Here is a 24093-nt window from a genome sequence, read left to right as displayed (position 1 = left end):
AGGCGCCATTGACGGAGATCATTGCTGCCTGCGTGGGCTTGGCCGCCCTGGCGGGAGGCATCACGGTCATCGCCAAGCTGGTCAAATTCTTGAAGAAGTTGGGTGATGCCGTCGATGACTGGCAGGGCGAACCGGACCGCCCCGGCGTCCCCGGCAGGCCGGGCGTCATGCAGCGCCTGGAAACAATCGAGGCTCAGCTCAGGCCGAACGGCGGGCACTCTACCCGTGACGTGGTCAACAGAGTTGAGCAATCCGTACGCCGCGTCGAGGACACACTTGCGGCAACGCTGGAAGCTCAGCGTGGAGACGACGGCGAATGAGCAGACCCCCGCCTTCCTTGGGAGGGCGGGGGTCTTTTGTCGTTGTTCCGGAAGTTGTTGGATCTCTACGTCTCACCCGCGATCACATCCCCAGCCTCAACCCGCTCCTTCGAGCCATGACGAGCCAACCAGTCATTTACGACCCACACCGCAGCCTCGGTAGGAACCTCCACCTCCACGATCCCTCTTTCCGACCACACCTTCACCGTCGCCATGACCTCACTCCTCTCTGGGATTCGTGATGGGAGCCGGGGCGGTGTTCACAGGCGGCGGAACACCGCCCCGGCTCGGGCCTCAGAGCCCACGCTCTAAGGCCCCTTCCGGCATCGGGACGTCACCGTCCCAGCCGGGGCCTGGGGGGACAGACAAGAGCTACGGCTGCTCGTCGAAGGGCTGCAGCCAGTTCTCTGCTCTTGTCGCTGTCCAGCAGGTCGGAGAGGTCGAGCAGATCGGCCATGTCGAGGGCTTGAGTGTGGTTCAGCTTCCACTCACGCGGAACCTTGCCCGCCTGATACCGGGCAACGACGAAGGTCGGCGGGTCCGGTGGAGTCTGGAGGATGTAGAACTCGAAAGTCGCCTTCGCCCCCAGCCTCCACGCGCCGAACTCGGCCGAGTGGCTGAGTATGCCGTCCGAGTGATCCCAGGTGCACCAGGGCACGTGACAGGCCGGCGTTGTCATCATCAAGTCCTCGCGAAATGGACGGGCAAACTCAGTGCAGGACGCAGACACAGGGCACGGTGACCAACTGCCCGCACTCCTCATCAACATGAGCGATCTGCTTGGAGCCGAAGCAGTAGCGGCAGCCGAGTTGTGCACTGATCCACTGGTCGGCCCACACCTTGTGCTCCCATGCGGGCGGAGGCGGGGGCGGTTCCTTATCGTGCCCCCGCTCGGCTGGTTCGTTCGTGCCACCGACCCAGCCGAGGCCGCCGCAGAATTGGCAGGCGAGAAAACGGTCGCCAAGCTTGGTTCCTTGGTGGCCTCCGCATTCGGGGCAGGTGATGGGGTCGGTCATCTACGGCCGGTTCCGTTGCATGCTTTGCATGGCACCCACTTGCGTTCCTTGTCTTTCTTGCCGTTGAGTTCTATCCACTCGCCGCCCTGGCCGAGGCAGGTACCACAAACCGGAGGGGTATCGCCCTTGGCCGTGACCTGACAGTACGCTCCACGCAATGGATCGTGAAGCGGCTGAAGTGTGCGCATGCAAGGACCTCTATCCGTCACCATGGGGATGATCAGGATCATGCGATACCTCCTAGGTCGTTCGTTCATGTGGGCTCATGACTGCCGAATGCGACGAAGCCGAGCACTGGTATAGGTCGCGCCCGGCACGAACCTGACAGGCTCATCCCTGATTGCGGTTCCGTCGTAATCCAGTATTGGTTACCGATGGGCATGGCTTTCACCTTGACGATCTGTGACCGGCAAAACCGGCAAATGCTCTCGGGGTCGGGTGGGGGCGCGGGACTTATACCTACGGGATACACAGTTACCTCTCCGTATCGAAACGGGCGAGGATTTCCAACTGGTGCGCGAGCGCGGTGGCGAGCTTGGTTCCCCTGGAATAGCGATGGGTCCGAATAACCCCCGCGTTTTGCATCGGGATGGTGACATCGCGGCGCAGGGTGGCACACCACATCACCGCGCCCGTGTGATCTTCGAGGAAGATTTCCCACTTCGGAAAGATCTCGCGCAAGAGCACGAGTAGGCGTTCCGCCAGACCTGGAGCCATGGCGGTCTTCTGGAGCACGGACTGCAAGTCCATCAACTCCGTGTCCAGTGGGTCGCTGGGCTCTGTTTCGGTCAGCACGAGATCTCCTCGCGGTGAAGCTGAGAGAGGAACTCAGCCAGCAGCTCGCATGCTCGCGTCCGCGCGGTGGTCTCCGTCGCGAAGGGGCCCTCGCCGTCTCGCGCTCCGAACGGACCAGGAAGCTTCGGATGCAAGGTCACACCTCGACCGCCCAGGTCGATGGTGAAGGCCCAGATGTCGCCAACCCAGCCGTGCACATAGCGCTGCGGTGCTTTCGCTCGGTGCTCCCAGCGGATGTCGGGGATCGTCATGACTCCATCACCAGCCCGATGAGGCCGATCAGTCGTAGGGCTGCGGCCAGGGCTTCCCCGGGCATGAGCCTGGCGATCACTTGCTCGCCGACCCGCAGCTTGATCACCGGCCCGGCCTCACTCGGGACCTGCTGCACCAGCTCGATGAACAGCGTCGGCGTGTACCCCCGGCCCGCGCCTTCCAGCCCAAGAGCAACAGCGCGCACGTCGGCTCGGTGCAGGACCGCATCGGAGCTGGCCAGGTGGGACTCTGTGCACCACTCAGGGCACGTGATGGTCATCTCAAGCGCCCCCCGCAAGCCTGATTGCGCCGTTGGCCAGGCGGCGGGCTCGAATGATCGGCACGGTGGTCACATAGCGGAGCGGCTGTGCGGAGTTGATACGAGCAGGCAGGATGAGGCCGGTCGTCCCAATGGGGGTGTTCAGGAGTGCGGTGACGAGATGGAAGGTGGCGCGGAGAGGATCGTTGGTGACGCCACAAGACCCCCGTTGTCCAGTGCTGAAAACCGTCCATGAGTAGAGGGCAACACCGAACGGACGAGAGACCTCGGTCCGCCGACACCGTGTCACGTCGGCAGACCTGCGTTTGGTGATAGCGCCTGTAGGCGCTCGCATTACGGGTGCGGACCCGTGACTGTCCATGTCAGGGACGCTACGAACGGGGCGGACGGCCTCTCAATAAAGTTTCCCGAAGTTTCTTAAAGATCTTCAGACGCTCGCCTGATCAAGGCTTCAGCTTCTTGGCCATAGACGGCCAATTCAGCGATGCCGTCGAAGTGCCTCAGGTACAGGGCGATCTCTCGTGGCTGGGTGATGTTCAGGGCGGCACTCACGGTCTCGGTCGCCACGTGCCGCTGGTCGAACATCCAGTAACCAGCGTGCGGCCCCAGCTCGTAGTCAGCGTGCCGGGGAACGATGCCGAGGTGCAGGCGCGGTAGTGCGGCCATCTCGGAGATGACGTGCTCCAACTGCGGGCGCATCACCTCGCTGCCCCCCACGCGGGTGTAGAGCGCCTGCTCGGCCAGCAGGATGTGGAACCGCCTGTGTCCCATGCGGAGGATGGACTGGCGGCCTATGCGGGTCGCTACGGCGGCGTCCAGGTCGTTCGGCGTCTCGTAGAAGGCAATGACGCGGGACATGATGGCGCGGGCGTACTCACGGGTCTGCAGGAAGCCGGGGATGTGGAAGGGCTCCCAGATCCGGAAGAGCATGGTCGCCAGGTCGTCGGAACTGAGGACGTGCTGGACGCGACGCTGACCACCGCGCATCTGCCGCCGCCACTCGACGTACTGGGCCTCGATGGCGCGCACGGTGGCGATCAGTTCGGGGATCTGGTCTTCGGCTCCACAGGCCCGGCACCACACCCGGATGTCGTCCTCACTGGGGGACTGCCATGCGTGCTCCAACTTGGACACGCGCGGCGGACGCCAGCCCAAACGCAAGGCAAGCTCCCGGCCGTTGAGTTCCGCATCACGGCGGATGTCTCGTAGCCGGGAGCCGAGGGCTTCGCGGGCGGGATCAGTTGGGGCAGACACGTGGGGATGGGGTCAGGTGTTCATGTACGAGGAGTGAATGTACTCGGCGTGCGGTATCGCGCGCTGCCATACGAGATCACGCACTCCCGCGTAGCGATCGATCAGTCGTGCGTTGTCGGCAACGACGAACACTCCCACACGCCCGTCGCCGGGGAACGTGCTGAGCACCAGGTGCTCTTCATCGAACAGCCAGCAGTCCTCTTCCGGTAGGTCGATGCTCTCCGCCAAGTGGCGGGGCAAGTAGCGGATGTCCTCTCCTGCCTTGACGTTGTCCCCGGCGATGTTGAGTAGCCATCGCGTGTAGAGGCTATGCGGCACCGTGACGACGCGGACACGTTGGATCATGCATCCGTTCGCCGTTTGTTCGCGGAGGAACGCCTGCCAGGACCGCCGCCAGGCATGGTCGTCGAATTCGCCGGCCTTCCACTTCCGGAGCGGCTCCGCCTCGCTGACCACGTGGTAGCTGTCCTTCAGCTCCAGGTGGAAGGCGCGCTTCGCGTCGCGGAAGTACTGCTGGAAGTCCTCATCGGACAGTCGGACCATCCGACCCTCCTGGCGGCAGGAAGTTCATGAGCCGCTTGGGGACGCGGATCACCAACTCGTTCGCCGGAACGCCGCCGATGGCTTCGATGTGCTCGGGGTTGCTGACGGCGAAGCCCTGGATGACGAACTCGTCCCCGTCCTCCCACAGGGTGGGGGAGTGACCTCCATCGGTCGCCTTGCCGAGGAACTTCAGGCTCATCCGATCGCCTCCTCAGAGGAGTTTCTGGAGATTTCTAGACGACGGGATCGTCCGTCCGCGTGAGGGGGGCTGTCAAGGACAGTGTTTAGTCTCCGACGTCGAGCTGCGTGCGGTCGGCCGGGTGGACCTCCTCGTCGCGGCCTTCCCTGTGCACAACGAGAACGGGCGTGCCGTCTGTGAGCTTGAGCTGACGCTTCTCCGCGCTGCTGGGCATCCGGGCGGCGACGCGAGCCCTGCCATCCACTCGCACAACAGCGACGTCATGCTGCGGGCGCACCTGCGATCCCGCGCCCTTCACGGTGATGATGGCGCCTTCGTTCCGCAGAGCGGCAAGGGCATCGCGGACAGTGTCGCGACCCACCTCGTACTCCTGGGCGATCCGTGTCTCGGAAGGAAGACTTTCGCCGGGAGCGAACTCTCCGGCCTCGATCCGAACCCGCAGCAAGTCGGCTAGCTGCCGGTAGATGGGGGTGTAGCTTCCCGGATCGATGCTCATGGTCTTGGACCGTAGGTACCCCTGTGGCCCCCTAGGGTTGTGGCCCTAGGGCCACAGATTTAGTCTGGGAGGTGTAAATATTCGCCTTCTCAGGGGAAAAGGCGATCTTCAACCATGGCCTGCCCAGTTCCATTCGGGCATGCCTGATCACGGGGAGAGACCATGGCCCTCACCATCGTGGACAGCACTGAATACGATTCAGAGCTACATAAGCCCGGTACCGTCTCAGCAACCAGGTGCGGTTGGCACGGCGGCAGGCGTTCGGGCGCGCGATGTGACAGCAAGCCGGTGAAGAGCGTGGAGATTCGCGACGCCGGAGGACAGGCACGATGGATTTCAGCTTGTGAGCGAGCAACTGGTCAGATCGCTGACCTACCTCACGAGCACTGACTGAAGGCCCTTCCTCCGACTGCCCCCCGCACCCATCGGAGGAGGGGCTTTCTCATGTCCTCACCTTGCGCCTAACCCGCAAGATCTTGCGGGTCCGCTTGCGGGCCGAACCTCTGTTGACCTGCAATCTTGCGGCCTTGCGGCCCTGACTGGACGCCTCCGAAGTGCCTCCAACGGCGTACTGGGAGAGTGCCGGCCCGCAAGCGCAAGACATCACTGGCGTCGCTCAAGAGCCTCGATGAGATGGACCTTCTCCACGCCCTTCCGCGTGCTCGTCCGACCCTCGTCGGTGTAGCCGTGCATGTCCTTGGTCGGTACGCCGTGAGGCTTCAACGCCGCCGTGAGCGTTGCGGTCTTCCCTGCCTCATCCTGATCGGCCCACGCCCCGTAGACATCCGGCCGCAAGTCGGACAGCCGATCCACCACACGACAGTTCCATGCCTTCTCCTCAGGCAGGACGGCCACCACATCGGCCAGCAGATCTGACGGTGAAGCCATAGGCGGCCGATCTCCTACCGCCTGGCCCGATAGGGTTCCTGCGGCCTTGCGGGCGGCGTAGGCGCGACCACAGACCTTCTCGGCCGTGGGGTTGTCCACGTAGTAGGACCGGACGATCAGTGGGTCGTCTGCTTCCCCCACCAGATAGCCGATGCCCTTGTCCTTCTTCGTGAAGGTGGTGGCCCGGATGCCGTTCTTGTACGAGCTGGTGCCGAGGATCATGTCGTTCTCGGTCTGCCCCATCACCCGCAGACAGAAGCGCACTCCGACATTCGCCGTGACCCCGGTGGGCAAGCTGTCTTTGTCTGGCCGCTGTGTGGCGAGCAGCAAGATCACGCCGAACGCCCGGCCGAGCTTGATGATGTCGGTGGCGAGCCGTCCCGCCTCCTCTCCGTGATCCTCATGAGAGAAGAGTTTTTGGCACTCGTCGATGATGACGACCAGCGGGAACAGACCGAGAGAACGCTTGGCCGCCAACTCAGGCGTCACCTTGTTCTCCGGACAGAGGTCTTTCGGCAAGCCCGCGATGGTCATGGCTCGCCGCTCCAGGTCGGCGCGCACCTCTCGCAGCGAGAGCAGGCATCGGAAGGCCGTCGCATCGTCCTGGCCGCTGCCATAGTGGTGGGCCAGCTTCTCCAGAGGCGACAGGTCCCCCGACCCCTTCAGCTCGAACACCCGTAGCTCCGTCGAAGGATCCAACGCGGCGGCCAGGGCGAAGATCCGCAGGGCGAAGGTCTTGCCCATGCCCGGCATGGCTCCGATGAGGAGGTTGCCGAACATCAGAGAGACGGGCACCTCACGCCCCCGCTGGTCAGTGCCGAAGGGGACCTCTTTGAACAGATCCGCCCGGCCAGTCCGAGCCAGGGGCCACCGAGGAGGCTTGACCTTGCTCATCTCCTGGTCGCCCACCCAGAGGAGCAGTCTGCCGGGATGCTCCTCTGCTGGCTCAGGCCACACGCACCCAAGGGGGCGGCGCAGGCCAGAGGCGAGCTTGTCGCGCACCTTCATGATGTCGGTGGCCGTGACGCCGCGAGGAAGTTCGACGTCGGCCCGCCATCCTGGCCCGTCGCGGGTGATCGGAGCCGGGAAGGTGATGCCCTTCCCGGCCCGGGATAGGGCCTGGGTGATGCCGGAGATACCCAGGGACGCGAGGGCTTCGATGACCATGTCACTGGTCAGCTTCGTCACACGAGCAGGGACGACGGCCCGATCGAGGAGGGGCTTGTCCGAGGGCGAGCCAACGATCCCCGCCACCGCGATCAGCATGCCGAGAGTGAGCCAGTGCGCCCATGGCGGTGCGGCCACAGCGAGGATGATCGACGCGATGACAAGGGTGATGGCGGCGATCAGTGTCACCCACAGCCGTGCTCTGACCCGAGCATCCCGGCGTTCACTCAGCCTGAGGTATTGCTCGGCGTCCTCGCGCCTGACGACTGCCTGCCGCACTGGGCGGCCCTCAAGGTCGAATTGCCAGCGCACCAGCTCCACCAGGAGCCGCCACACGCCCGCAGGGGAGCGCGACAGCACCTTCGTGACGTACTTCGGCGTGCGAAGGGCGTGGTAGGCCAGCACGTAGCTGCTGTGCTCCGCCTGCCACTTCAGGACGGCCAACGCGTCGGCGCGGGACTTGAGCCACAGCGGAACCAGGGGAGAACGAGCGACGCGTCGCTCGGCCAGGCGTGCGAGTAGGTGATCGGGCTGATGTGGCTGATCAACGAGAACACCTTCGAGAACTTCCCCGTCGTCGCAAACTTCTTCAGGGCCGACCGGGACGACATCTCCGTCTTCGCTCATGGGTGAGCCCCGTTGAGAGAGGGCGTAGGGCGCTCCTGTTCCACCTCGGCGATGATCTCTTCGGCCTCGCGTTGCTCGATGCCCCACCGGTTCATGAGGGCTCGCCGACCAAGCCTCTTGTTGCCCGGTTGGAGGCTCTCCTCAAAGGTGAGCCGTGCCGCCTCATACCGGTCCATCGGCAGGAGTGGCACAGGTTGTGCCACCTTCTCCGAGGGGTGGCACAGGTGCTCCTTCTCAGGGGTACTGGAAGCGGTCTTTCGGCCACTCCGTACGAGCCACATCAGCAGCTCATAGGCGGCCACGAACGCGACCGGCGCAAGGGCGCTGAGCAGGCGCGATCCCACACCACCGGACCACCCGTGGGCCACGTTGGCGACCAGCGTGACGATGCCTCCGACACCCAGTGAGACGTACGCCAGAAGCGGCACAGGCAGTCTCCGGCGAGAGCAGTAGACCATGACGAGCGAGGCCATCACGATCACGCCGTCGCTCATCGCCGGGTAGAGCACGGCCATGTCGTGCCGCTCTCCAAGAGAGATCGCCAGGGCGTAGAAGTGGTGGTACGAGACGTACCCGGCAGCCCCCGCTACGCCGAGCAAGATGGTCACCGCGACGCCCCGGATCAACCGGTCTCCACGAGTCTCCGTGCCGCTCTCAGGAGGAGTTGGTTGAGGTGGCACAGGAGCCTTTTGCCCGGAACGAACGCGGTGCCACAGGGAAGGGATGGAGCGGGCAGTCATATGGATCGCCTCCGAGGGTGATCCAGGGCCGACGTAAGCACACCGGCCCTGGACCGGTTGCCTCACGTCACGCACAGTCCATGTGCGTTGGTGATCAGGACTAAGGTCACACTGTGTTCGTGCGCCCAGCATGCGCCACACGTGCGCCAAGTCCTGCTAAGTACTGCTCTGTGCTGCTCGATGTTTTGCCAGCTCAGAGCGATGTATGCCCTCGGAAGTGGGATTCCTTCTTCGTTCACACCGAAGAGGTCACTGGTTCGATCCCAGTATCGCCCACCAACTCATAGGCCACTTCCCAGTCGGGAAGCGGCCTATGATCTTTCTGAGCGGCCCCGGGACGGCATGCCGCAGCCCTTGATCGTTGCAAGCGTGATGACCAGGAGAGCTCCCGCCGATGCGACCGCCTTCCGCCGAAGTTCCCCTGACCGGAGGGCGCATCACCTCGGGTGTAGTCCGGGTCGCTGATACCGTTCGACGGTCGGCCAAAGATTCTTCGCCTTTCGTCGCGCGGTTGCTTACGCACCTGCAGCGACGTCGGTTCACGGGTGCGCCGCGTTACCTTGGGCGGGACGAAGCCGGTCGCGATGTTCTCAGCTACCTGCCCGGGTGGGTGGCGGACAGGTTTCAGCGTTGGAGTGATGATCAGGTCGCTTCGGCTGGGGTGCTTCTTCGATCGTTGCATGACGCCACCCGTGACAGCGGGCTCACTGGGGAGCAGCCCGTTGTCTGCCATCACGACCCCGGGCCGAACAACACGGTGTTCCGGGGCGGGGTGCCGGTTGCCTTCATCGACTTTGACACCGCTGCCTCCGGTGATCCGCTTGAGGACGTCGGATACATGGCCTGGACGTGGTGTGTCTCCTCCAAGGCCGACTGGCCGCCGGTTGCCGCGCAGGCCGCCCAGGTGCGGGTGCTCGCCGACGCGTACGGGCTCAGCGCCGCGCGCCGTGCCGAAGTTCTTGACGCGATCCTCGATCGTCAATCCCGTAATGCCCGCTGGTGGGCGGAGCGCCTGAGCGACTCCAGTTTCCGTCTGGCCGGTCCCGAACAGATCGCCTCGCGTATCGCATGGTCCGAGCGGGAACACGCCTACACCAGTGCCAACCGCCTCGTCTTTGCGGAGGCGCTGCGTTGACGCCGTGGCCAAGCGGCATCCGTACTTTGTAAAGGGGGGCGGATCCGCCACCGCCACCGCGCAGGCAGGTGCGCGGTGGCGGTGGCGGGTGAGTGGTACGCCCGAGTTGGCACCGGAAGGGCGTACGCGGGGGAAAAGGGATCAGGCGCCGGCGGGTTCGTTGGTGTCGAGGTCGATGGCGAGCAGGGCGGCCAGGGCGTCCAGGGCCGCGTCGGCCTCGGGGCCGTCGGCTTCCAGGGTGACCTCGGCGCCGTGTGTGGCGCCGAGGGACAGCACTCCCAGCATGCTGTTGGCCGGCACCGACTTGCCCTCGCCGACCCGGATCCTGACCGGGGTGCCCTGCTTGGCCGCGGCCTGGACGAACAGCTTGGCCGGGCGGGCGTGCAGGCCGCTGCTCGCCGCCACGGTGACTTTCCTTTCGGGCATGGCAAGCTCTCCTCTCGATGGCGCCGGGCCCGGCGGGCGTCCGTGATGGTGGAGGCCCGCGGCGGGCCGGTGGCGCCGGGGTGGTGGATCTGTGGGTCGGTGGGTTGGTGATGGGAGGAGGCGGGGAGAGGGTCAGGGTTCGACGGTGACCTTGATGGCTTCGCCGCGGGTGACGATGCCGATGCCGTCGAGGACCTGGTCCAGCGGCAGGCGGTGGGTGATCAGGTCGGAGACGGGGACCGAGCCTTCGGCGATGAGCCGTAGCGCCTGGGCGTTGTGCTGGGGGCTGGAGCCGTTGGCGCCCACGATGGTCAGCTCGCGGTAGTGCACCAGGTTCGAGTCGCACTGGATGATCGGCGCGTCCTTGGGCAGGCCGCCGAAGAAGCTGACCCTGCCCTGCCTGGCCGCCATCTGGATCGCCTGCTGCTGCGCCACCCCGGAGGCCGCCGCCGTGATGACGACGTCGGGGCCTCGGCCGCCGGTGAGCTTGAGCACCTCGTCCACGACGTCGAGTTCGTCGCCGCGGATTGACTCGTCGGGGTTGACCAGGTTCGCCGCCATCGCCAGGCGTTCGGCGTTGAGGTCAACCAGGAACACCCGGGCGGCGCCGCGGGCGCGCGCCAGCCGTACGTGCAGGCACCCGATCGGGCCGGAGCCGATGATGACCACGTCGTCGCCCTCGCCGACGCGGGCCAGCTCCTGGCCGTTCAGCACGCAGGCGAGCGGCTCGGCGACGGACGCCTCGGCGTAGCCGACGCCGTCGGGGATCCGGTTGAGCCCGTTGACCGCGAGCACCTTGGCGGGCACCACCATGTACTCGGCGAAGCCGCCGTCGTAGTGGTAGCCCATCGACTCCTGGTTCGGGCACACGGTCATCCGGCCCCTGCGGCACTCCTCGCACGTACCGCAGGGGATGGCCGCGATGACCTGGACCCGGTCGCCCTCGCTCCAGCCGGACACGCCGTCGCCGATGGCGACGATCTCGCCGGCGATCTCGTGGCCCATGACCCTGGGCGGCCGGATGTGGTGGTGGCCGTGCTTCTGGATCTTGGCGTCGGTGCCGCAGGTCGAGCAGTTGCGCACGCGGATCTTGATCTCGCCGGCGCCGGCCACGGGTTCGGGGGCGTCCTCGATGCGGATGTCCCCGGGCGCGTGGAAACGGGCGACTTTCACGTGTTTTCCTCTCCGGTGGGTTGGAGCAGGCGCAGCACCGCGTCTGTCTCCGTGGCCTCGCGCAGTTCCCTGGCGTGGTCCGGGTCGAGCAGGATCTGGGCCAGTTCGGACAGCAGCCGTACGTGGCCGTCGCCCTTGGCCGCGATGCCCACGCAGACGTCGACCCGTTCGCCGTCCCAGTCGACGCCGTCGGGGAAGCGCAGGACGCAGATCGCGTCGTGGTGGACGACGTCCTTGCCGGCCAGCGTGCCGTGCGGGATCGCGACGCCCTCGCCGACGTAGGTCGAGATCGAGCGTTCGCGTTCCAGCATGGTGTCGATGTAGGGGGCTTCGATCGCGCCGACCGACAGCAGCATCTCGCCGCACTGGCGGATCGCGTCGTCCCGGCTCGACGCCGTGGCGTCGAGCCGGACCGCCTTCGGGTCGAGGGGTAGTGGCACCACCTCAGGCATCGAAGGTCCCGCCCTCCTTGATCGCGTTGACGACCTTGGTGACGGCCGGGTCGCCGATGAAGACGCTGAACGGGATGACGGGGATGCTCCCGGCCGACTTGCGCGCCCGCTCGGCCAGGCCGGAGTGGCACAGTACGACGTCGGCGTCGGAGGGAATCGTGTTGACCGGCGTGTGCACGACCTCCACGCCCTGGTTCTTGAGCTGCTTGCGTACGGTGGAGGCCAGCATCACGCTGCTTCCCATGCCCGCGTCGCAGGCGATGACGATCTTCTTGACGTCCTTGCCCTCTATGCTCGCCATGTCACTAGACCTCCTTCATGACGTGTGCGCCGTCCTTGCGCGCACCGTTGTTGTCGTTTGCCTTCTCGTTGCTGCCGGAGTCGCTGTCGGAGTCGCTGCCGGCGATCTCGGCCTCCGCGGCGGACGCCTCCTCGGTCGCCGGCTGCTCTTCCTCCTTGGGGTCGCCGGACGCCTTGCCGAAGCCGAGCAGCGCGGCGCCGACGAGGAAGGACACACCGGTCGCGATCACGACGCCGAGGATGACGCCGAACCAGCCGCCGCGCGGGGTCATGGTGATTACGGCGAAGATGCTGCCGGGTGCCGGGGTGGCCACGAGGCCCGCGCCGGTGATCATGAAGGTGGCCACGCCGGCCGCGCCGCCCGCGATGACCGCGAGGATCATGCGCGGCTTCATCAGGACGTACGGGAAGTAGATCTCGTGGATGCCACCGAAGAACTGGATGATGATCGCGGCCGGGGTGCTGGCGCGCAGCAGGCGCGGGCCGAAGAACATGTAGGCCAGCAGCAGGCCGAGGCCGGGGCCGGGGTTGGACTCCAGCATGAACAGGATCGACTTGCCGGCCTGCGCCGCCTCGGTGACGCCGAGCGGGCCGAGCACGCCGTGGTTGATCGCGTTGTTCAGGAACAGCACCTTGGCCGGCTCGACCAGCACCGATGCCAGCGGCAGCAGGTTGTTGCTGACCAGCCACTCGACGCCGCTGCCCGCGAACTTGGTCACCTGCTCGACCACCGGGCCGATGCCCAGGGCGCCGAGGATCGCCATCGCCGCGCCGACGATGCCGGCGGAGAAGTTGTCCACCAGCATCTCGAAGCCGGGCTTGATCCGGTCCTCGAAGAGCTTGTCGACCAGCTTGATGATGTACGCGGCGAGCGGGCCGATGATCATCGCGCCGAGGAACATCGGCACGTCGGCGCCGACGACCACACCCATGGTGGCAACGGCTCCCACGACCGCGCCGCGCTGGCCGTGCACCATCCGGCCACCGGTGTAGCCGATCAAGATGGGCAGGAGCGAGCTGATGATCGGGCCGACCAGCTCGGCCAGGGTTGCGTTAGGCAGCCATCCGGTCGGGATGAACAGCGCGGTGATGAGGCCCCAAGCGATGAACGCGCCGATGTTCGGCATGATCATTCCGGCGAGGTGTCCGCCGATGCGCTGGATTGTGGCCTTGACTCCGGTTCCCTCAACTGTGGGTGTATATACGGAGGCCATCTTTCTCTCCTTCAGGAGGTGACCGGCGCGATGATGCCGGTCATGGTGGGGGATGCGCCGCTGTCAGCCCTCCGGCCGCAGCGGCAGGTTGAGATCGGGCGGTGAGAGCCGCACCAGATCACGGTTGATGTCACTCGGATGCGGCATCCGGCTGCCCGGCAGTGCCACCGCGGCGGTGGCCCAGGCGAGCGCTTCGGCCAGGGCCTGCTCGCCGCGGGCTCCCGCGGCCAGGAATCCGGCCAGCATCGCGTCGCCCGCGCCGACCGTGCTGCGCGGTTCGGCGACGAAGGACTCGCCGAACCACACCTGCTCCTGCTCCTCCGCCTCGCCGTCGCCTTCGGCAAGTCCTTCGGTAGGTCCTTCGACGAGTACGGCGCCGTCGCCGCCCAGGCTGGCCAGTACGGCCCGCGCCCCCATGGCGCGCAACTTGCGCGCGGCGTCGATGGCGTCGCCCAGCGTGGCGATCGGGATGCCGGTCGCCTCCGCCAGCTCCTCCCGGTTCGGCTTGACCAGGGCGGGGCCGGCGGCGAGGGCGGCGAGCAGCGCGGGCCCGCTGGTGTCGACCGCCACGTTGATGCCGGCGCCGGCGAAGCGGCGGCACAGCTGCGCGTACACGTCGGCGGGGGCCTCGGGAGGCAGGCTGCCGGAGGCCACCACCCAGTCGGCGGAGTGGGCCGCGCCGAGCACCGCGTCGGCGATGGTGTCCAGCTCGGCGGGCGACAGCGCGGTGCCGGGCTCGTTGATCTTGGTAACGGTTCCGTCGGGCTCGGTCAGCGAGATGTTGGATCGGGTGGAACCGGCCACCGGCACCGTGATCATGTCCAGGCCCGTGGCGGAGAGCAGGCTGATGAGCCTGCGCCCTTCGTCGCCGCCGTAGGGGATCACCGCGCACGACCCGACCCGGTTGGCCGCCAGCGCCCGCGAGACGTTGACGCCCTTGCCTCCCGGGTCGAGGTGGGCGGCCCCGGCCCTGATCACCGCGCCCCTGGTCAGCGAGCCGACCTCGATGGTCCGGTCCAGGCTGGGGTTGAGGGTGAGGGTGAGGATCACCTGTTCACCCCCGGTGGACGGCCGGGAGCCGTCGGAGCCGGGGCCGGCGGCGGTGTTCATGCGCGTACCACATCAGGGCCGGCGGCGTGGAGTTCGGCGGCGACCTGGTCGTCCAGGCCGCTGTCGCTGATCACCATGTCGATCTCGGCCATCGTGGCGAAGCGCGCCAGATAGGTGTTGGTGAACTTGGTGTGGTCGGCCAGCAGCACGGACCGCTGCGCGCAGTTGATCATGGCCCGCTTGATCGCCGCCTCGGCCGGGTCGGGGGTGGTCAGGCCCTTGGTCGCGGAGCAGCCGTTGGTGGCCATGAAGGCCACGTCCACGTGCAGCTGGGCCAGCGGTTGCAGCGCCCAGTCGTCCACGGTGGCCAGGGTGCGGCGGCGCATCCGGCCGCCGAGCATGATCACGCTCAGGTTGGGCCTGGTCGCCAGCGCCGTGGCCAGCGGCGGCGAGTTGACGATGACCGTCAGCTCCCGGTCCGTCGGCAGCACGTGCACCAGGCGGCCGGTCGTCGAGCCGGCGTCGATGATGATCGAGCCGTCGTCCGGCAGTTCGGCCAGCGCCGCCTTGGCGATGCGCTCCTTCTCGGCGATCATCACCTCGTCGCGGGTGGACAGCGCCGGCTCGAAGCCCAGTCTCTCGACCGGGATCGCGCCGCCGTGCACCCGGCGCAACACTCCGGAGCGCTCCAGGACGGTGAGATCGCGGCGGATCGTCTCGGTGGTGACCGCGAACTCTTCGGCAAGGGTGACCACGTCCACCCGTCCCATCGCCCGAGCCCGTCGCAGGATCTCCTGCTGCCGCTCTTCGGCGTACATTGTGTGATTCACCGCCGTTTCGAGGTGGTTTCGTCTTTGTTTATACCCGTATGTGTGGACGCGTCAAGAGTGAACGAGGAGAACGGCGGTGGTGGGTGGCCAGGGCCTTCGGCCTGCTTCTTCCCGGGCGTCCCAGGGGAAGCGGCCGCGCGTGATCATGTGTCCGGGGCATTGGTGGCGGAGGCGGAGGGTCGCATCGGCGGCATGACTAAGGGTTCCCGCAGACTCCTTACTGGCAGCTTGTTGACTGGCAACATGCCCGGGTATAAAAACAAACGGAACAACATCAAATCGGGGGTGAAACAACAGAATGTACGCCGAGGAACGGCAGCAGGAGATCCTGCGTGAGGCCCGTGCAGCCGGGCGGGTCAACGTGGTGAGCCTGGCTGAGCAGTTCGGCGTCACGACGGAGACGATCCGCCGGGACCTGACGGTTCTCGAGCATGCGGGCGTGCTGCGCAGGGTGCACGGCGGGGCGATCCCGGTCGAGCGGCTCGGTTTCGAGCCCCCTCTCGCCGCGCGGGACGAGGTCATGACGGCGGAGAAGGAGCGCATCGCCAAAGCGGCTCTCGCCGAGCTGCCGCAGGACGGTGCGGTCATCATCGACGCGGGCACGACGACGGGCCGGCTGGTTCAGGCGATACCCGCCGACCGGGAGCTCACCGTCATCGTCAACTCGCCGCCCCTGGCCACCGCGCTGGCCGCCCGTACCAATGTCACGGCATTCATACTGGGAGGACGAGTGCGAGGGCGGACCTTGGCCACCGTCGAGGACTGGGCGCTCCAGCAGCTTTCCCAGTTGCACGTCGATGTGGCCTTCATGGCGACCAACGGCTGTTCCGTGGCCAAGGGGCTCACCACCCCCGATCCGGCGGAGGCGGTGATCAAGCGGGCCATGATCAACTGCGCGCAGCGGTCGGTGTTGCTGGCCGACCACACCAAGTTCTCCGACAACTACCTGACGCGCTTCGCGTCGTTGTCCGAGATCGATCTGATCATCACCGACACGCGGCTCGATCTCCAGCTCGCCGGGGACGTGGCCGCGGCGGGGCCGGAGGTCGTACGCGTATGATCCTCACGCTGACGCTGAACCCGAGCCTGGATCGCACCATCGAGGTCGGCTCGCTGACCCGGGGAGCGGTCATCCGGGCGGCGGCCGCGCACCGCGACCCCGGCGGCAAGGGGGTCAACGTCTCCCGCGCGCTGCTGGCCAACCAGGTGCGCTCGCGCGCCGTCATCCCGTTCGGCGGGTCCGAGGGGCGGCAGCTCGTGGCCCTGCTCGCCGCCGAGGGCATCGACATGATCTCCATCCCGGTGGCGGGGGAGACCCGTTCCAACGTCACGCTGGCGGAACCCGACGGAACCGTCACCAAGATCAATGAGCCTGGTACGGCGCTGACGGCGGCCGAGCTCGACACGCTGGCCGGCGCGGTGCTCGACGCCGCAGGTGCGGCGGACTGGGTCGTCGCCTCGGGCAGCCTGCCGCCCGGTGTGCCGGTCGAGGTGTATGCCGTCCTGTGCGAGAGGTTCGCCGCCGCGGGCATCCAGGTCGCGGTCGACACCAGCGGGCCCGCCCTGGTCTCGGCGCTGGCCGCGGGCCCCACGCTGGTCAAGCCCAACCGCGAGGAACTCGTGGAGGCGACCGGCACCCCGATCACCTGCCTCGGCGACGCCATCGACGCCGCGGGCAAGCTGCGCGCGATGGGCGCGCGCTCGGTGCTGACCAGCCTCGGCGCCGACGGAGCGCTGCTCATCGAGGGCGATGAGGTCTGGTACGGCACCTGCGCCGTCAAGGAGCCGCGCAGCAGCGTCGGCGCGGGCGACGCCATGCTCGCGGGATTTCTGGCAGCGGGGGCACGTGGCGAATCGGCGCTGGCCGAGGGGCTGGCGTGGGCGAGCGCCGCCGTCGGACTGCCGGGCAGCCGCATGCCGGGCCCGGCCGACATCGATCGCACGGCCGTCTGGATCTGCGCCCCCGATCCGGCTCTGCCGCTCACACCCGGGGGGTGAACCCCACGTCAGGCCCGCCGCCCACCGCCGCCCGGAGAAACGGTGCCGGTTGGTGTGCGGCCTGATCACGCGTTGCCTCCCCTCCCGGAGGTCCTGGACGCCATCGGCATCGTGAGCCGCAGCGTCGCGATCCAGGTGACCATCGAGTCCTGAAAGGAATCCGCAGATGCCGGAAATTTCGCAGGAGACGGTTTCCGCCCCGGCGGCGTCGGAGCCGGTGACGCAGAATGCAGCGGCAACCTCGAAGCCGGTGACGCAGGAAGCCGAGCCGGTGGCGCAGGAAGCAGTAGCGGCGGGCGGGATGTTGCGCGGGCTTGGCATCAGTCCGGGTCGTGCCGCGGGCCGTGTGTACCGGATGGCGGGTCCGCCGCAACTGCCGGACCCCATCCCGGTCGCGGACACGGACGCGGAGATCGACCGGGCGGTGCGGGCCCTGGAGGAGACCGCGGCGGAGCTGGCCCAACGGGCGGAGAAGGCGGCCGACGAGGCGGCCCGCGACATCCTGGACGCACTGGCCGAGATCGCCGGCGACCCCATGCTGGACCAGTCGGTCGACCAGCACATCCGCGCCGGGATGGACGCCGCGCACGCCATCCACGCGGCGTGCGCCGACCACCGCCAGGCGCTTGAGTCCGTGGGCGGCTACATCGCCGAACGCGCGAGCGATCTCGACGACATCAGGAACCGCGCCGTCGCACGCCTACTCGGCCTGCCGATGCCGGGCGTCCCCGCGCCGGGCCACCCCTTCGTCCTGGCGGCCGAGGACCTCGCGCCCGCCGACACCGTGAACCTCGACCCCGGCGCCGTGCTCGCCCTGGTCACCGAGAAGGGCGGGCCGACGAGCCACACCGCCATCCTCGCGCGCGCCCTCGGGCTGCCCGCAGTGGTGGCGTGCGCCGGCGCGACCGGCCTCGCCGACGGGACGTGGGTGTCCGTGGACGGCGGCACGGGCGAGGTCGGCACCGGCATCGGCGAGGAGGCGGCCGGCGAGATCCAGCGGCAGGCCCATGCCGAGCGCGACCGGCTCGGCAGCACGAGCGGTCCGGGCAGGACCGCCGACGGGCATCCGGTCAAGCTGCTGCTGAACATCGGATCCGTGGCGGACCTCCAGGCCGGCGTGGACGCGGAGGGCGTCGGCCTCTTCCGCACCGAGTTCCTGTTCCTCGACCGCCGCACGGCGCCCACCCACGAGGAGCAGACCAGCGCGTACGCGGCGGTCCTGCGGGCCTTCCCCGGCACGCAGGTCGTCATGCGAACCCTCGACGCCGGCACCGACAAGCCGCTGCCCTTCCTCGGCCTCGCCGACGAGATCAACCCCGCCCTGGGCGTACGCGGGCTGCGCGTGGCACGACGCCAGCCGGACGTGCTCGACGCCCAGCTCGACGCCATCGCCGAGGCCGCCCGCGCGAGCGAGGCCACGCCGTGGGTGATGGCCCCCATGGTCACCACGCCCGGGGAGGTGACCGACTTCGCGCGGCGGGCGCGTTCGCGGGGGATCGTCAACGTCGGCGCCATGGTGGAGGTGCCCGCTGCGGCCCTGCACGCCCGCCGTCTGCTCGACGAGCTGGACTTCCTCAGCATCGGCACCAACGATCTCAGCCAGTACGCCTTCGCCGCGGACCGCCAGCACGGCGACCTCGCCGACCTGCTCGACCCCTGGCAGCCGGCCCTCCTGCAGCTGATCGCGCAGTGCGGCGAAGCGGGCCGGGCGGCGGGAAAGCCGGTGGGAATCTGCGGCGAGGCCGCCGCCGACCCGTTGCTGGCCACCGTCCTGGCCGGGCTCGGCGTCACGAGCCTGTCCATGTCGGCCCGCAGCGTGCCCGCCGTACGGGACGCCCTCGCCGGCCACACGCTGGCCCAGTGCCGGCACCACGCCGAGCTCGCCCTGGCGGCACGTGACCCCGAGGAAGCACGAAGGGCAGTGCGGCAGGCGCGGTGAGCGGCCCAGCACAGTCGCCCAGTACGAATGCGGTTTCCGGAGCATCCTGACCGATCCGCAACCCGGCTACTCACTGGAGCAAGGTGGTGACCATGTCAGGACGGTTCGTCCATGGCGAGACCAGGCTGGCGGGCAGGCAGGAGGAGTTGCGCCCGCTGCTGTCCGCGCTGGAGGAGGCCGCGTCGGGGTCGGCGCGCATGATCCTGGTACGGGGCGCGGCGGGATCCGGCAAGACCGCTCTCATGGACGCCCTGGAACGGCACGCCCGCCACGCCGGAGCGACGGTCCTGCGCGGCTCCTGCTCGCCCGCCGGAGCCCTCAAGCCCTGGCACGCCGCGGAGAGCCTGTTCGGCCAGGCGCCGCCGCCCGGCGAGCGCGCCGCCGCGCCCCTGTCGCACCGGCTGCTCCGGCGGGTGGCCGAGGCGGCCTCGTCGGGACCGGTGGCCATCATGCTCGACGACACGCAGTGGTGCGATGAGGAGTCGCTGGCCTGGCTGGACTTCCTGATGAACCGCGGGCATCGCCTTCCGCTGCTCGTCGTGCTCGCCCGGCGCCGCTCCGGCCAGGCCGCTCAGGCCGGTCAGGATGATCAGGACGGCTGGCACCGGGCGGTTCCCGGCGTCGCCGCGCGCGGCCACCGTACCGTCACCCTTGGGCCGTTGCCGGAGGAGCACGCGGCGGAGCTGGCCCGGCGGTGGTGGGACGCCGTACCGGACAAGCCGTTCGTGCGCGCGTGCACCAGCGTCTGCCGCGGCAATCCCGCCCTGCTCGCGCGGCTGTTCGCGCGCCTGAGCGAGGAGGGTGTGCCGGCCGATGCCCGGGGCGTGCTCAGGGCCCGTGAGGTCGGCGCCGGGCTCTTCGCCTGGCATCTGCTGGCGACGCTCGACGGGGGGCCCGAGCACGTGCGCAAGGTCGTGGAGGCGCTCGCCGTGCTGGGGCAGGCCGACGCGGAGCTGGTGGGCATGTTGTGCGGGGTCTCGCAGCCGCTGGTCGCGGACGCGATCGAGCTCCTGCGCGATGAGGCGATCATCGACGCGGACCTCGCGGAGCTGACCGACGATCGGGTACGCGCCGGGGTGCTGAGCGCCATGCCGCCCGGCGTGCTGGACCGGTGGCGCAGGCTGGCCGCCCAGCTGCTCAACGACGCCGGCCGGCCGGTCGAGGAGATCGGTGCGCAACTGGTGTTGCTGCCCACGCTGCCCGAGCCCTGGATGCGGGACGTGCTGCGTGCGGCGGCGCGCAGTGCCGAGCGGGACGGGGCGGCGCGGACGGCGGCGCGTTACCTGGGCCGGATGGTCGTGGACGATCCCGGCGATCTCGACGCGCAGGCCGATCTCGCGCGGCTGATCGGGCACGGCGATCCCGCCCAGGTGATCTCCGAGCGCGAGATGGCGATGGGCATGCCACAGGCGGACGCCGCCGGTGAGCGCAAGCTGCTCGCCGTACGATCGATGATTTCCGCGATGTCCGGCGGCTCGGCGCAGTCCTGCGCCGCGCTGGCCCGCGAGGCGCTGGACGGCGCGGATGACGGCTGGGCGCTGGGCCCCGCCGCCTGCGTGCTCTCCCTCGCCGACGAGACGCGGGAGGCGGTCGCGGCCCTGGACCGGATGATCGCGCGCGCCACCGAGCACGGGGACGACTGGGCGCGGGTGATGGCCCTGTCCACACGGTCGCTGATCCTGGGCGAGGCGGGCGAGCTCGACAGGGCCCTGATGGACGCGACTCGCGCCGTCAAGCTGGCGGACGAGTCGTCGTGGTCGAAAGGCGTCACCGCGCCACGCACGGCTCTGGCGGCGGCGCTCGCCCGGCGCGGCGACGTCGAGCGGGCCGCTCTCGTGCTGGACCAGATCACCTCGCCGGACCTGGAGGAATCCCTCTCTGACTACCCGCGCGTGCTGATGACCAGGTCGCACCTGGCGGTGTCGCGTGGCGACCTCGAAGGCGCGCTGTCGTCGCTGACCGCCTGCGGTGCGCTGCTGGCCGAGGCCGGGGTCAGGAATGCGAACTTCGTGCCGTGGTGGCTGGAGGCGGCCTGCGTGCTCGCCGAGCTGGGCCGGGCGAAGGAGGCGGAGGAGTACGTCGAGCACGGTGAGCGGCTGGCCGCGGCCTGGGGGACCGCGTCCGCCCGGGGGTTCGCGCTGCTGGCCAGGGGCGTCATCACCGAAGGGCGCGAGGGGGTGGAGATCCTCACGCGGTCGGTGGAGACGCTGGCGGGCACCCCGGCGCGCTGGTACCTGGTCCGGGCGCAAAGCCTGCTCGGCGAGGCGCTGCTGCGGATGGACGATCGTGAGGGCGCCCGCGGGCACTTCCGCCAGGCCGTGTACCTGTCGGTGCGGTGCGGGTTCCGCACGCCGGCCGCGAAGGCGCGCGATCGGCTCGTCGCCGCGGGCGGCTGGATGTACCAGGGGGACGGCGGCGTCAGGGACGTCCTGACGTCGGCGGAGCGGCGGGTCGCGGAACTCGCGGCGGCCGGCGCCACCAACCGGGAGATCGCGCACACCCTGCGCATCGCGGTACGTACCGTCGAGATCCACCTGACCAGCATCTTCCGCAAGCTGGGTGTGAGCGGCCGGGCGGACCTGGGCGGAGGCTGGACGCGCCCGGCGAGACGAGGTGTGAACGGTGGGACCGGCGTGACCGGTGTGACCCGTCAGGGCCGGGTGGCATCGCCGGCCGGGGCCGTGCCATCGCAGCGCTCCGCCCGCCACCGGATTCGCTGAAGACTGCGCAAAACCCTAGGAATCGGCGGCGACAATGGGCGGGGTCGGCGGCGAGGCGTCACGGGAGCCGACCGGGGGGACAACGCCGGGACGATCGAAGAGCAGGTGAGACCCCGCGATGCCCGCCCACAGGAGACGACGACGGCGAGACGCCGACGGACCGAAGTTCCACCCGCTCTCCTTCGGCGGCTGGGGTGACTACAAGACCTGGGCCGAGCACCAGTTCCTGCCCAAACCCGTCGAAAGCGTCCCGGACGTTGACACGGCGGACGGTGACGCGCGGGACGGCGACGTGACGAGCGTGGACGTCCCGCAGGAGCCGCAGTCGGTCAATGGTGGTCACCATGACGCCGGGGTCCGCGATGACGGTCCGCTGGGCGTGGACTCGCTGATCTGGGTGACGCCCGAGGGCGCCATGACCGCCCACAGCCCCACGCTGGGTGAGGACTATCGGCGGGTCTTCGCCCTGTGCCGGCAGCCCACGCCCGTGATCGAGATCGCGGCCAGGCTCAGGATGCCGATCGGCGCGGCCCTCGTACTGATCAGCGACGCGATCGCCTGGAACCAGCTCAAGGCGTTGCCCCGCGCGCAGGGCGGGGAGGCGCCGTCGCTTGAAGTGATCCTGCGGGTGTACGACGGGCTGCGGCAACTGCGCTGACCACCCCAGGACCGGCGTCGGCCCAAGACTAGGGTTTTCTCGGCATCGCGCCTGATTCACTTGCGGCTCCGATATCGGGTGACGCGCAGAGGTGAGCGATGACACTGTCCCCCCTGGTCGTGATGGACCGAGACGAGCCGAGTCTTGATCACCGCGTGCCGGCGGTCCGGATGGCACAGCTGGTGGATCCCGGCTCGCTGGAGATCATCAGCGAACGTGAAGGCGTGGGAGTGGTCGTCGCCTACGGGCGGATCAACGGTGCGAGAGTGGTGCTCTACTGCACCGACGCCACGCTGAAGGGCGGCGCGATCGGGATCGACGAGTGCCCGCTGATCGTCAATGCCATCGACCTCGCGCTGCACGAACGCTGCCCGGTGATCGGGGTGTGGAACTCCGGCGGCGCGAAGCTCGGTGAGGGCGTCGCGGCGATGGACGGGATCGGGAAGATGTTCGCCGCGATGGTCCGCGCCTCGGGCGAGATCCTGCAACTGTCGGTCGTGCTGGGCCCGGCGGCGGGCGGCGCGGCGTACGGCCCGGCGCTGACCGACCTGGTGATCATGTCCGATGCCGGGCGCATCTTCGTCACCGGCCCGGACGTCGTCAGGTCGGTGACCGGCGAGCAGATCGACATGGAGAGCCTGGGCGGTCCTGACGCGCACGGCCAGAAGTCCGGCGTGGCCCACATCGGCGCGGGCTCCGAGGAGGCCGCCATCGCCCGCGCCCGCCAGGTCGTCACGCTGCTGGCGAAGCCGGGTTTCGTGGATGTGGACTCGGTGCGGGAGGACAGGCCGCTGCGCGACCTGCTCCCCGACTCGCCCAAACGCGCGTACGACGTGCGCCCGCTGGTCAAGGCGATCCTGGACGAGGAGGACGGAGCCTCCGGATTCGTCGAGCTGCAGCCCAGATGGGCGTCGAACATGGTGGTCGGGTTCGGCAGGCTCGCGGGGCGGACGGTGGGGGTGGTCGCCAACAATCCGCTGCGCAAGGGCGGTTGCCTCGACTCGCTCTCCTCGGACAAGGCGTCCAGGTTCGTCCGGATGTGCGACTCCTTCGGCGTGCCGCTGCTCGTGCTGGTCGACGTACCCGGCTATCTGCCCGGCGTCGGGCAGGAGTGGGACGGCGTGGTCCGCAGGGGCGCGAAGCTGCTGCACGCGTTCGCCGAGGCCAGCGTGCCGCGGGTCACGCTGGTCACCCGCAAGTCCTACGGCGGCGCCTATATCGCGATGAACTCCCGCTCGCTCGGCGCGACCGCCGTGTTCACCTGGCCGGAGGCCGAGGTGGCGATCATGGGGGCGAAGGCGGCGGTGGAGATCCTGCACCGCAGGCAGCTGGCCGCCGTGGAGCCGGGCGAGCGCGAGGAGCTGCTGTCCCGCCTGGCCGCCGAGCACGAGAGGACCACGGGGGGCGTGGCCAGGGCGGTGAGCCTGGGCGTCGTCGATGAGGTGATCGACCCGGCGCGTACCAGGCTCATGATCGCCGAGGTGCTGGCGGCCGCTCCGGTACGCCGGGGCCGTCACACGAACATCCCGCTTTGACCCTCATGATCGCAGGTAAACAAAGATGAGCGGTAGCAAACCAACGCCCATATGCTTGCAAATGGAACAGAGGAGAACTAAAGTTT

28 protein-coding genes and 1 tRNA gene are annotated in these 24093 nt (G+C 68.5%); 9 read left to right on the top strand and 20 right to left on the bottom strand.

Translation table 11 applies throughout. The features are described from left to right. Positions 1-8 precede the first annotated feature (8 nt). The gene (locus tag AB0I81_RS34760; protein ID WP_360665540.1) at positions 9-320 is read left to right on the top strand and encodes a hypothetical protein; all 312 of its coding nucleotides are present in this window, start codon (positions 9-11) and stop codon (positions 318-320) included. A 65-nt stretch (positions 321-385) separates the two neighbouring features. Here the strand turns inward: AB0I81_RS34760 and AB0I81_RS34755 are convergent, their stop codons facing one another. From AB0I81_RS34755 to AB0I81_RS34695, 13 genes are all read right to left on the bottom strand, one after another. After that, a complete protein-coding gene (locus AB0I81_RS34755; protein WP_360665538.1) occupies positions 386-535 on the bottom strand; it encodes a hypothetical protein in 150 nt (49 codons plus the stop codon). 119 nt (positions 536-654) lie between these two features. Next, entirely contained in the window at positions 655-1002 is a 348-nt protein-coding gene (locus AB0I81_RS34750) for a hypothetical protein (RefSeq protein ID WP_360665536.1), read from the bottom strand. A 28-nt stretch (positions 1003-1030) separates the two neighbouring features. Continuing rightward, positions 1031-1336: a hypothetical protein gene (locus tag AB0I81_RS34745; protein ID WP_360665533.1), complete on the bottom strand. Its 306-nt coding sequence runs from the start codon at positions 1334-1336 to the stop codon at positions 1031-1033. Further along, positions 1333-1566, bottom strand: a complete 234-nt coding sequence (locus tag AB0I81_RS34740) for a hypothetical protein (RefSeq protein ID WP_360665530.1) — start codon at positions 1564-1566, stop codon at positions 1333-1335. Before AB0I81_RS34740 ends, AB0I81_RS34745 begins: the two co-directional genes overlap by 4 nt. 244 nt (positions 1567-1810) lie before the next feature. Next, a complete protein-coding gene (locus AB0I81_RS34735) occupies positions 1811-2131 on the bottom strand; it encodes a hypothetical protein (RefSeq protein ID WP_360665528.1) in 321 nt (106 codons plus the stop codon). Next, positions 2125-2382: a hypothetical protein gene (locus AB0I81_RS34730; protein WP_360665525.1), complete on the bottom strand. Its 258-nt coding sequence runs from the start codon at positions 2380-2382 to the stop codon at positions 2125-2127. The genes AB0I81_RS34735 and AB0I81_RS34730 overlap by 7 nt, the downstream gene beginning before the upstream one ends. Then, entirely contained in the window at positions 2379-2663 is a 285-nt protein-coding gene (locus tag AB0I81_RS34725; RefSeq protein ID WP_360665522.1) for a hypothetical protein, read from the bottom strand. The genes AB0I81_RS34730 and AB0I81_RS34725 overlap by 4 nt, the downstream gene beginning before the upstream one ends. Before the next feature lie 417 nt (positions 2664-3080). Continuing rightward, positions 3081-3917, bottom strand: coding sequence for a helix-turn-helix transcriptional regulator (locus AB0I81_RS34720; protein WP_360665519.1), 837 nt, complete (start codon positions 3915-3917; stop codon positions 3081-3083). Between the two features lie 12 nt (positions 3918-3929). Continuing rightward, complete coding sequence (locus AB0I81_RS34715; protein ID WP_360665516.1) at positions 3930-4460, bottom strand: DUF6879 family protein; 531 nt, start codon at positions 4458-4460, stop codon at positions 3930-3932. Further along, positions 4441-4659, bottom strand: a complete 219-nt coding sequence (locus AB0I81_RS34710) for a hypothetical protein (protein ID WP_360665513.1) — start codon at positions 4657-4659, stop codon at positions 4441-4443. The genes AB0I81_RS34715 and AB0I81_RS34710 overlap by 20 nt, the downstream gene beginning before the upstream one ends. 85 nt (positions 4660-4744) lie before the next feature. Then, positions 4745-5155: a GntR family transcriptional regulator gene (locus AB0I81_RS34705; protein WP_360665510.1), complete on the bottom strand. Its 411-nt coding sequence runs from the start codon at positions 5153-5155 to the stop codon at positions 4745-4747. 603 nt (positions 5156-5758) lie between these two features. Continuing rightward, a complete protein-coding gene (locus tag AB0I81_RS34700; protein WP_360665508.1) occupies positions 5759-7837 on the bottom strand; it encodes a cell division protein FtsK in 2079 nt (692 codons plus the stop codon). Continuing rightward, positions 7834-8445 (bottom strand): DUF2637 domain-containing protein, encoded by a 612-nt coding sequence (locus AB0I81_RS34695; protein ID WP_360665505.1) that lies wholly within the window; start codon positions 8443-8445, stop codon positions 7834-7836. The genes AB0I81_RS34700 and AB0I81_RS34695 overlap by 4 nt, the downstream gene beginning before the upstream one ends. Before the next feature lie 328 nt (positions 8446-8773). Between AB0I81_RS34695 and AB0I81_RS34690 the strand changes: the two genes are divergently transcribed. Next, a tRNA-Val gene (locus AB0I81_RS34690) sits at positions 8774-8856 on the top strand. Positions 8857-9253: 397 nt separating this feature from the next. After that, positions 9254-9712 carry an aminoglycoside phosphotransferase family protein gene (locus tag AB0I81_RS34685; protein WP_360665502.1) on the top strand — a complete coding sequence of 153 codons (459 nt, stop codon included), beginning with the start codon at positions 9254-9256 and terminating at the stop codon, positions 9710-9712. 141 nt (positions 9713-9853) lie between these two features. On the opposite strand, the gene AB0I81_RS34680 is transcribed toward AB0I81_RS34685, so the two are convergent. The 7 genes from AB0I81_RS34680 to AB0I81_RS34650 form a co-directional block, all read right to left on the bottom strand. Continuing rightward, on the bottom strand, positions 9854-10138 hold the full coding sequence (locus AB0I81_RS34680; RefSeq protein ID WP_360665500.1) for an HPr family phosphocarrier protein: 285 nt from the start codon (positions 10136-10138) through the stop codon (positions 9854-9856). Between the two features lie 132 nt (positions 10139-10270). Beyond that, complete coding sequence (locus AB0I81_RS34675) at positions 10271-11311, bottom strand: zinc-dependent dehydrogenase (RefSeq protein ID WP_360665497.1); 1041 nt, start codon at positions 11309-11311, stop codon at positions 10271-10273. Next, positions 11308-11763 carry a PTS sugar transporter subunit IIA gene (locus tag AB0I81_RS34670; RefSeq protein WP_360665494.1) on the bottom strand — a complete coding sequence of 152 codons (456 nt, stop codon included), beginning with the start codon at positions 11761-11763 and terminating at the stop codon, positions 11308-11310. Before AB0I81_RS34670 ends, AB0I81_RS34675 begins: the two co-directional genes overlap by 4 nt. After that, the gene (locus tag AB0I81_RS34665) at positions 11756-12064 is read right to left on the bottom strand and encodes a PTS lactose transporter subunit IIB (RefSeq protein WP_360665491.1); all 309 of its coding nucleotides are present in this window, start codon (positions 12062-12064) and stop codon (positions 11756-11758) included. The genes AB0I81_RS34670 and AB0I81_RS34665 overlap by 8 nt, the downstream gene beginning before the upstream one ends. A 4-nt stretch (positions 12065-12068) precedes the next feature. Further along, positions 12069-13277, bottom strand: coding sequence for a PTS mannitol transporter subunit IICB (locus tag AB0I81_RS34660; protein WP_360665488.1), 1209 nt, complete (start codon positions 13275-13277; stop codon positions 12069-12071). A gap of 63 nt (positions 13278-13340) precedes the next feature. Beyond that, positions 13341-14387 (bottom strand): 1-phosphofructokinase, encoded by a 1047-nt coding sequence (locus AB0I81_RS34655; protein WP_360665485.1) that lies wholly within the window; start codon positions 14385-14387, stop codon positions 13341-13343. Continuing rightward, a complete protein-coding gene (locus AB0I81_RS34650) occupies positions 14384-15145 on the bottom strand; it encodes a DeoR/GlpR family DNA-binding transcription regulator (protein WP_360665482.1) in 762 nt (253 codons plus the stop codon). The genes AB0I81_RS34655 and AB0I81_RS34650 overlap by 4 nt, the downstream gene beginning before the upstream one ends. Positions 15146-15455: 310 nt before the next feature. On the opposite strand from AB0I81_RS34650, the gene AB0I81_RS34645 reads away from it, so the two are divergent. From AB0I81_RS34645 to AB0I81_RS34620, 6 genes are all read left to right on the top strand, one after another. Then, entirely contained in the window at positions 15456-16217 is a 762-nt protein-coding gene (locus tag AB0I81_RS34645; protein WP_360665479.1) for a DeoR/GlpR family DNA-binding transcription regulator, read from the top strand. Next, positions 16214-17155: a 1-phosphofructokinase gene (gene pfkB, locus AB0I81_RS34640; RefSeq protein ID WP_360665476.1), complete on the top strand. Its 942-nt coding sequence runs from the start codon at positions 16214-16216 to the stop codon at positions 17153-17155. Before AB0I81_RS34645 ends, pfkB begins: the two co-directional genes overlap by 4 nt. Positions 17156-17456: 301 nt before the next feature. Then, a complete protein-coding gene (gene ptsP, locus AB0I81_RS34635) occupies positions 17457-19094 on the top strand; it encodes a phosphoenolpyruvate--protein phosphotransferase (protein ID WP_360666072.1) in 1638 nt (545 codons plus the stop codon). A gap of 92 nt (positions 19095-19186) precedes the next feature. Continuing rightward, positions 19187-21814, top strand: coding sequence for a BREX system ATP-binding domain-containing protein (locus AB0I81_RS34630; protein WP_360665473.1), 2628 nt, complete (start codon positions 19187-19189; stop codon positions 21812-21814). A 118-nt stretch (positions 21815-21932) separates the two neighbouring features. Then, entirely contained in the window at positions 21933-22472 is a 540-nt protein-coding gene (locus AB0I81_RS34625) for a DUF742 domain-containing protein (protein WP_360665470.1), read from the top strand. Between the two features lie 98 nt (positions 22473-22570). Continuing rightward, positions 22571-24007 (top strand): carboxyl transferase domain-containing protein, encoded by a 1437-nt coding sequence (locus tag AB0I81_RS34620; protein ID WP_360665467.1) that lies wholly within the window; start codon positions 22571-22573, stop codon positions 24005-24007. Positions 24008-24093 lie beyond the last annotated feature (86 nt).

Source organism: Nonomuraea sp. NPDC050404, assembly GCF_040655495.1.
Taxonomy (GTDB): domain Bacteria; phylum Actinomycetota; class Actinomycetes; order Streptosporangiales; family Streptosporangiaceae; genus Nonomuraea.
This window is presented reverse-complemented; position numbering and strand designations above follow the sequence as displayed.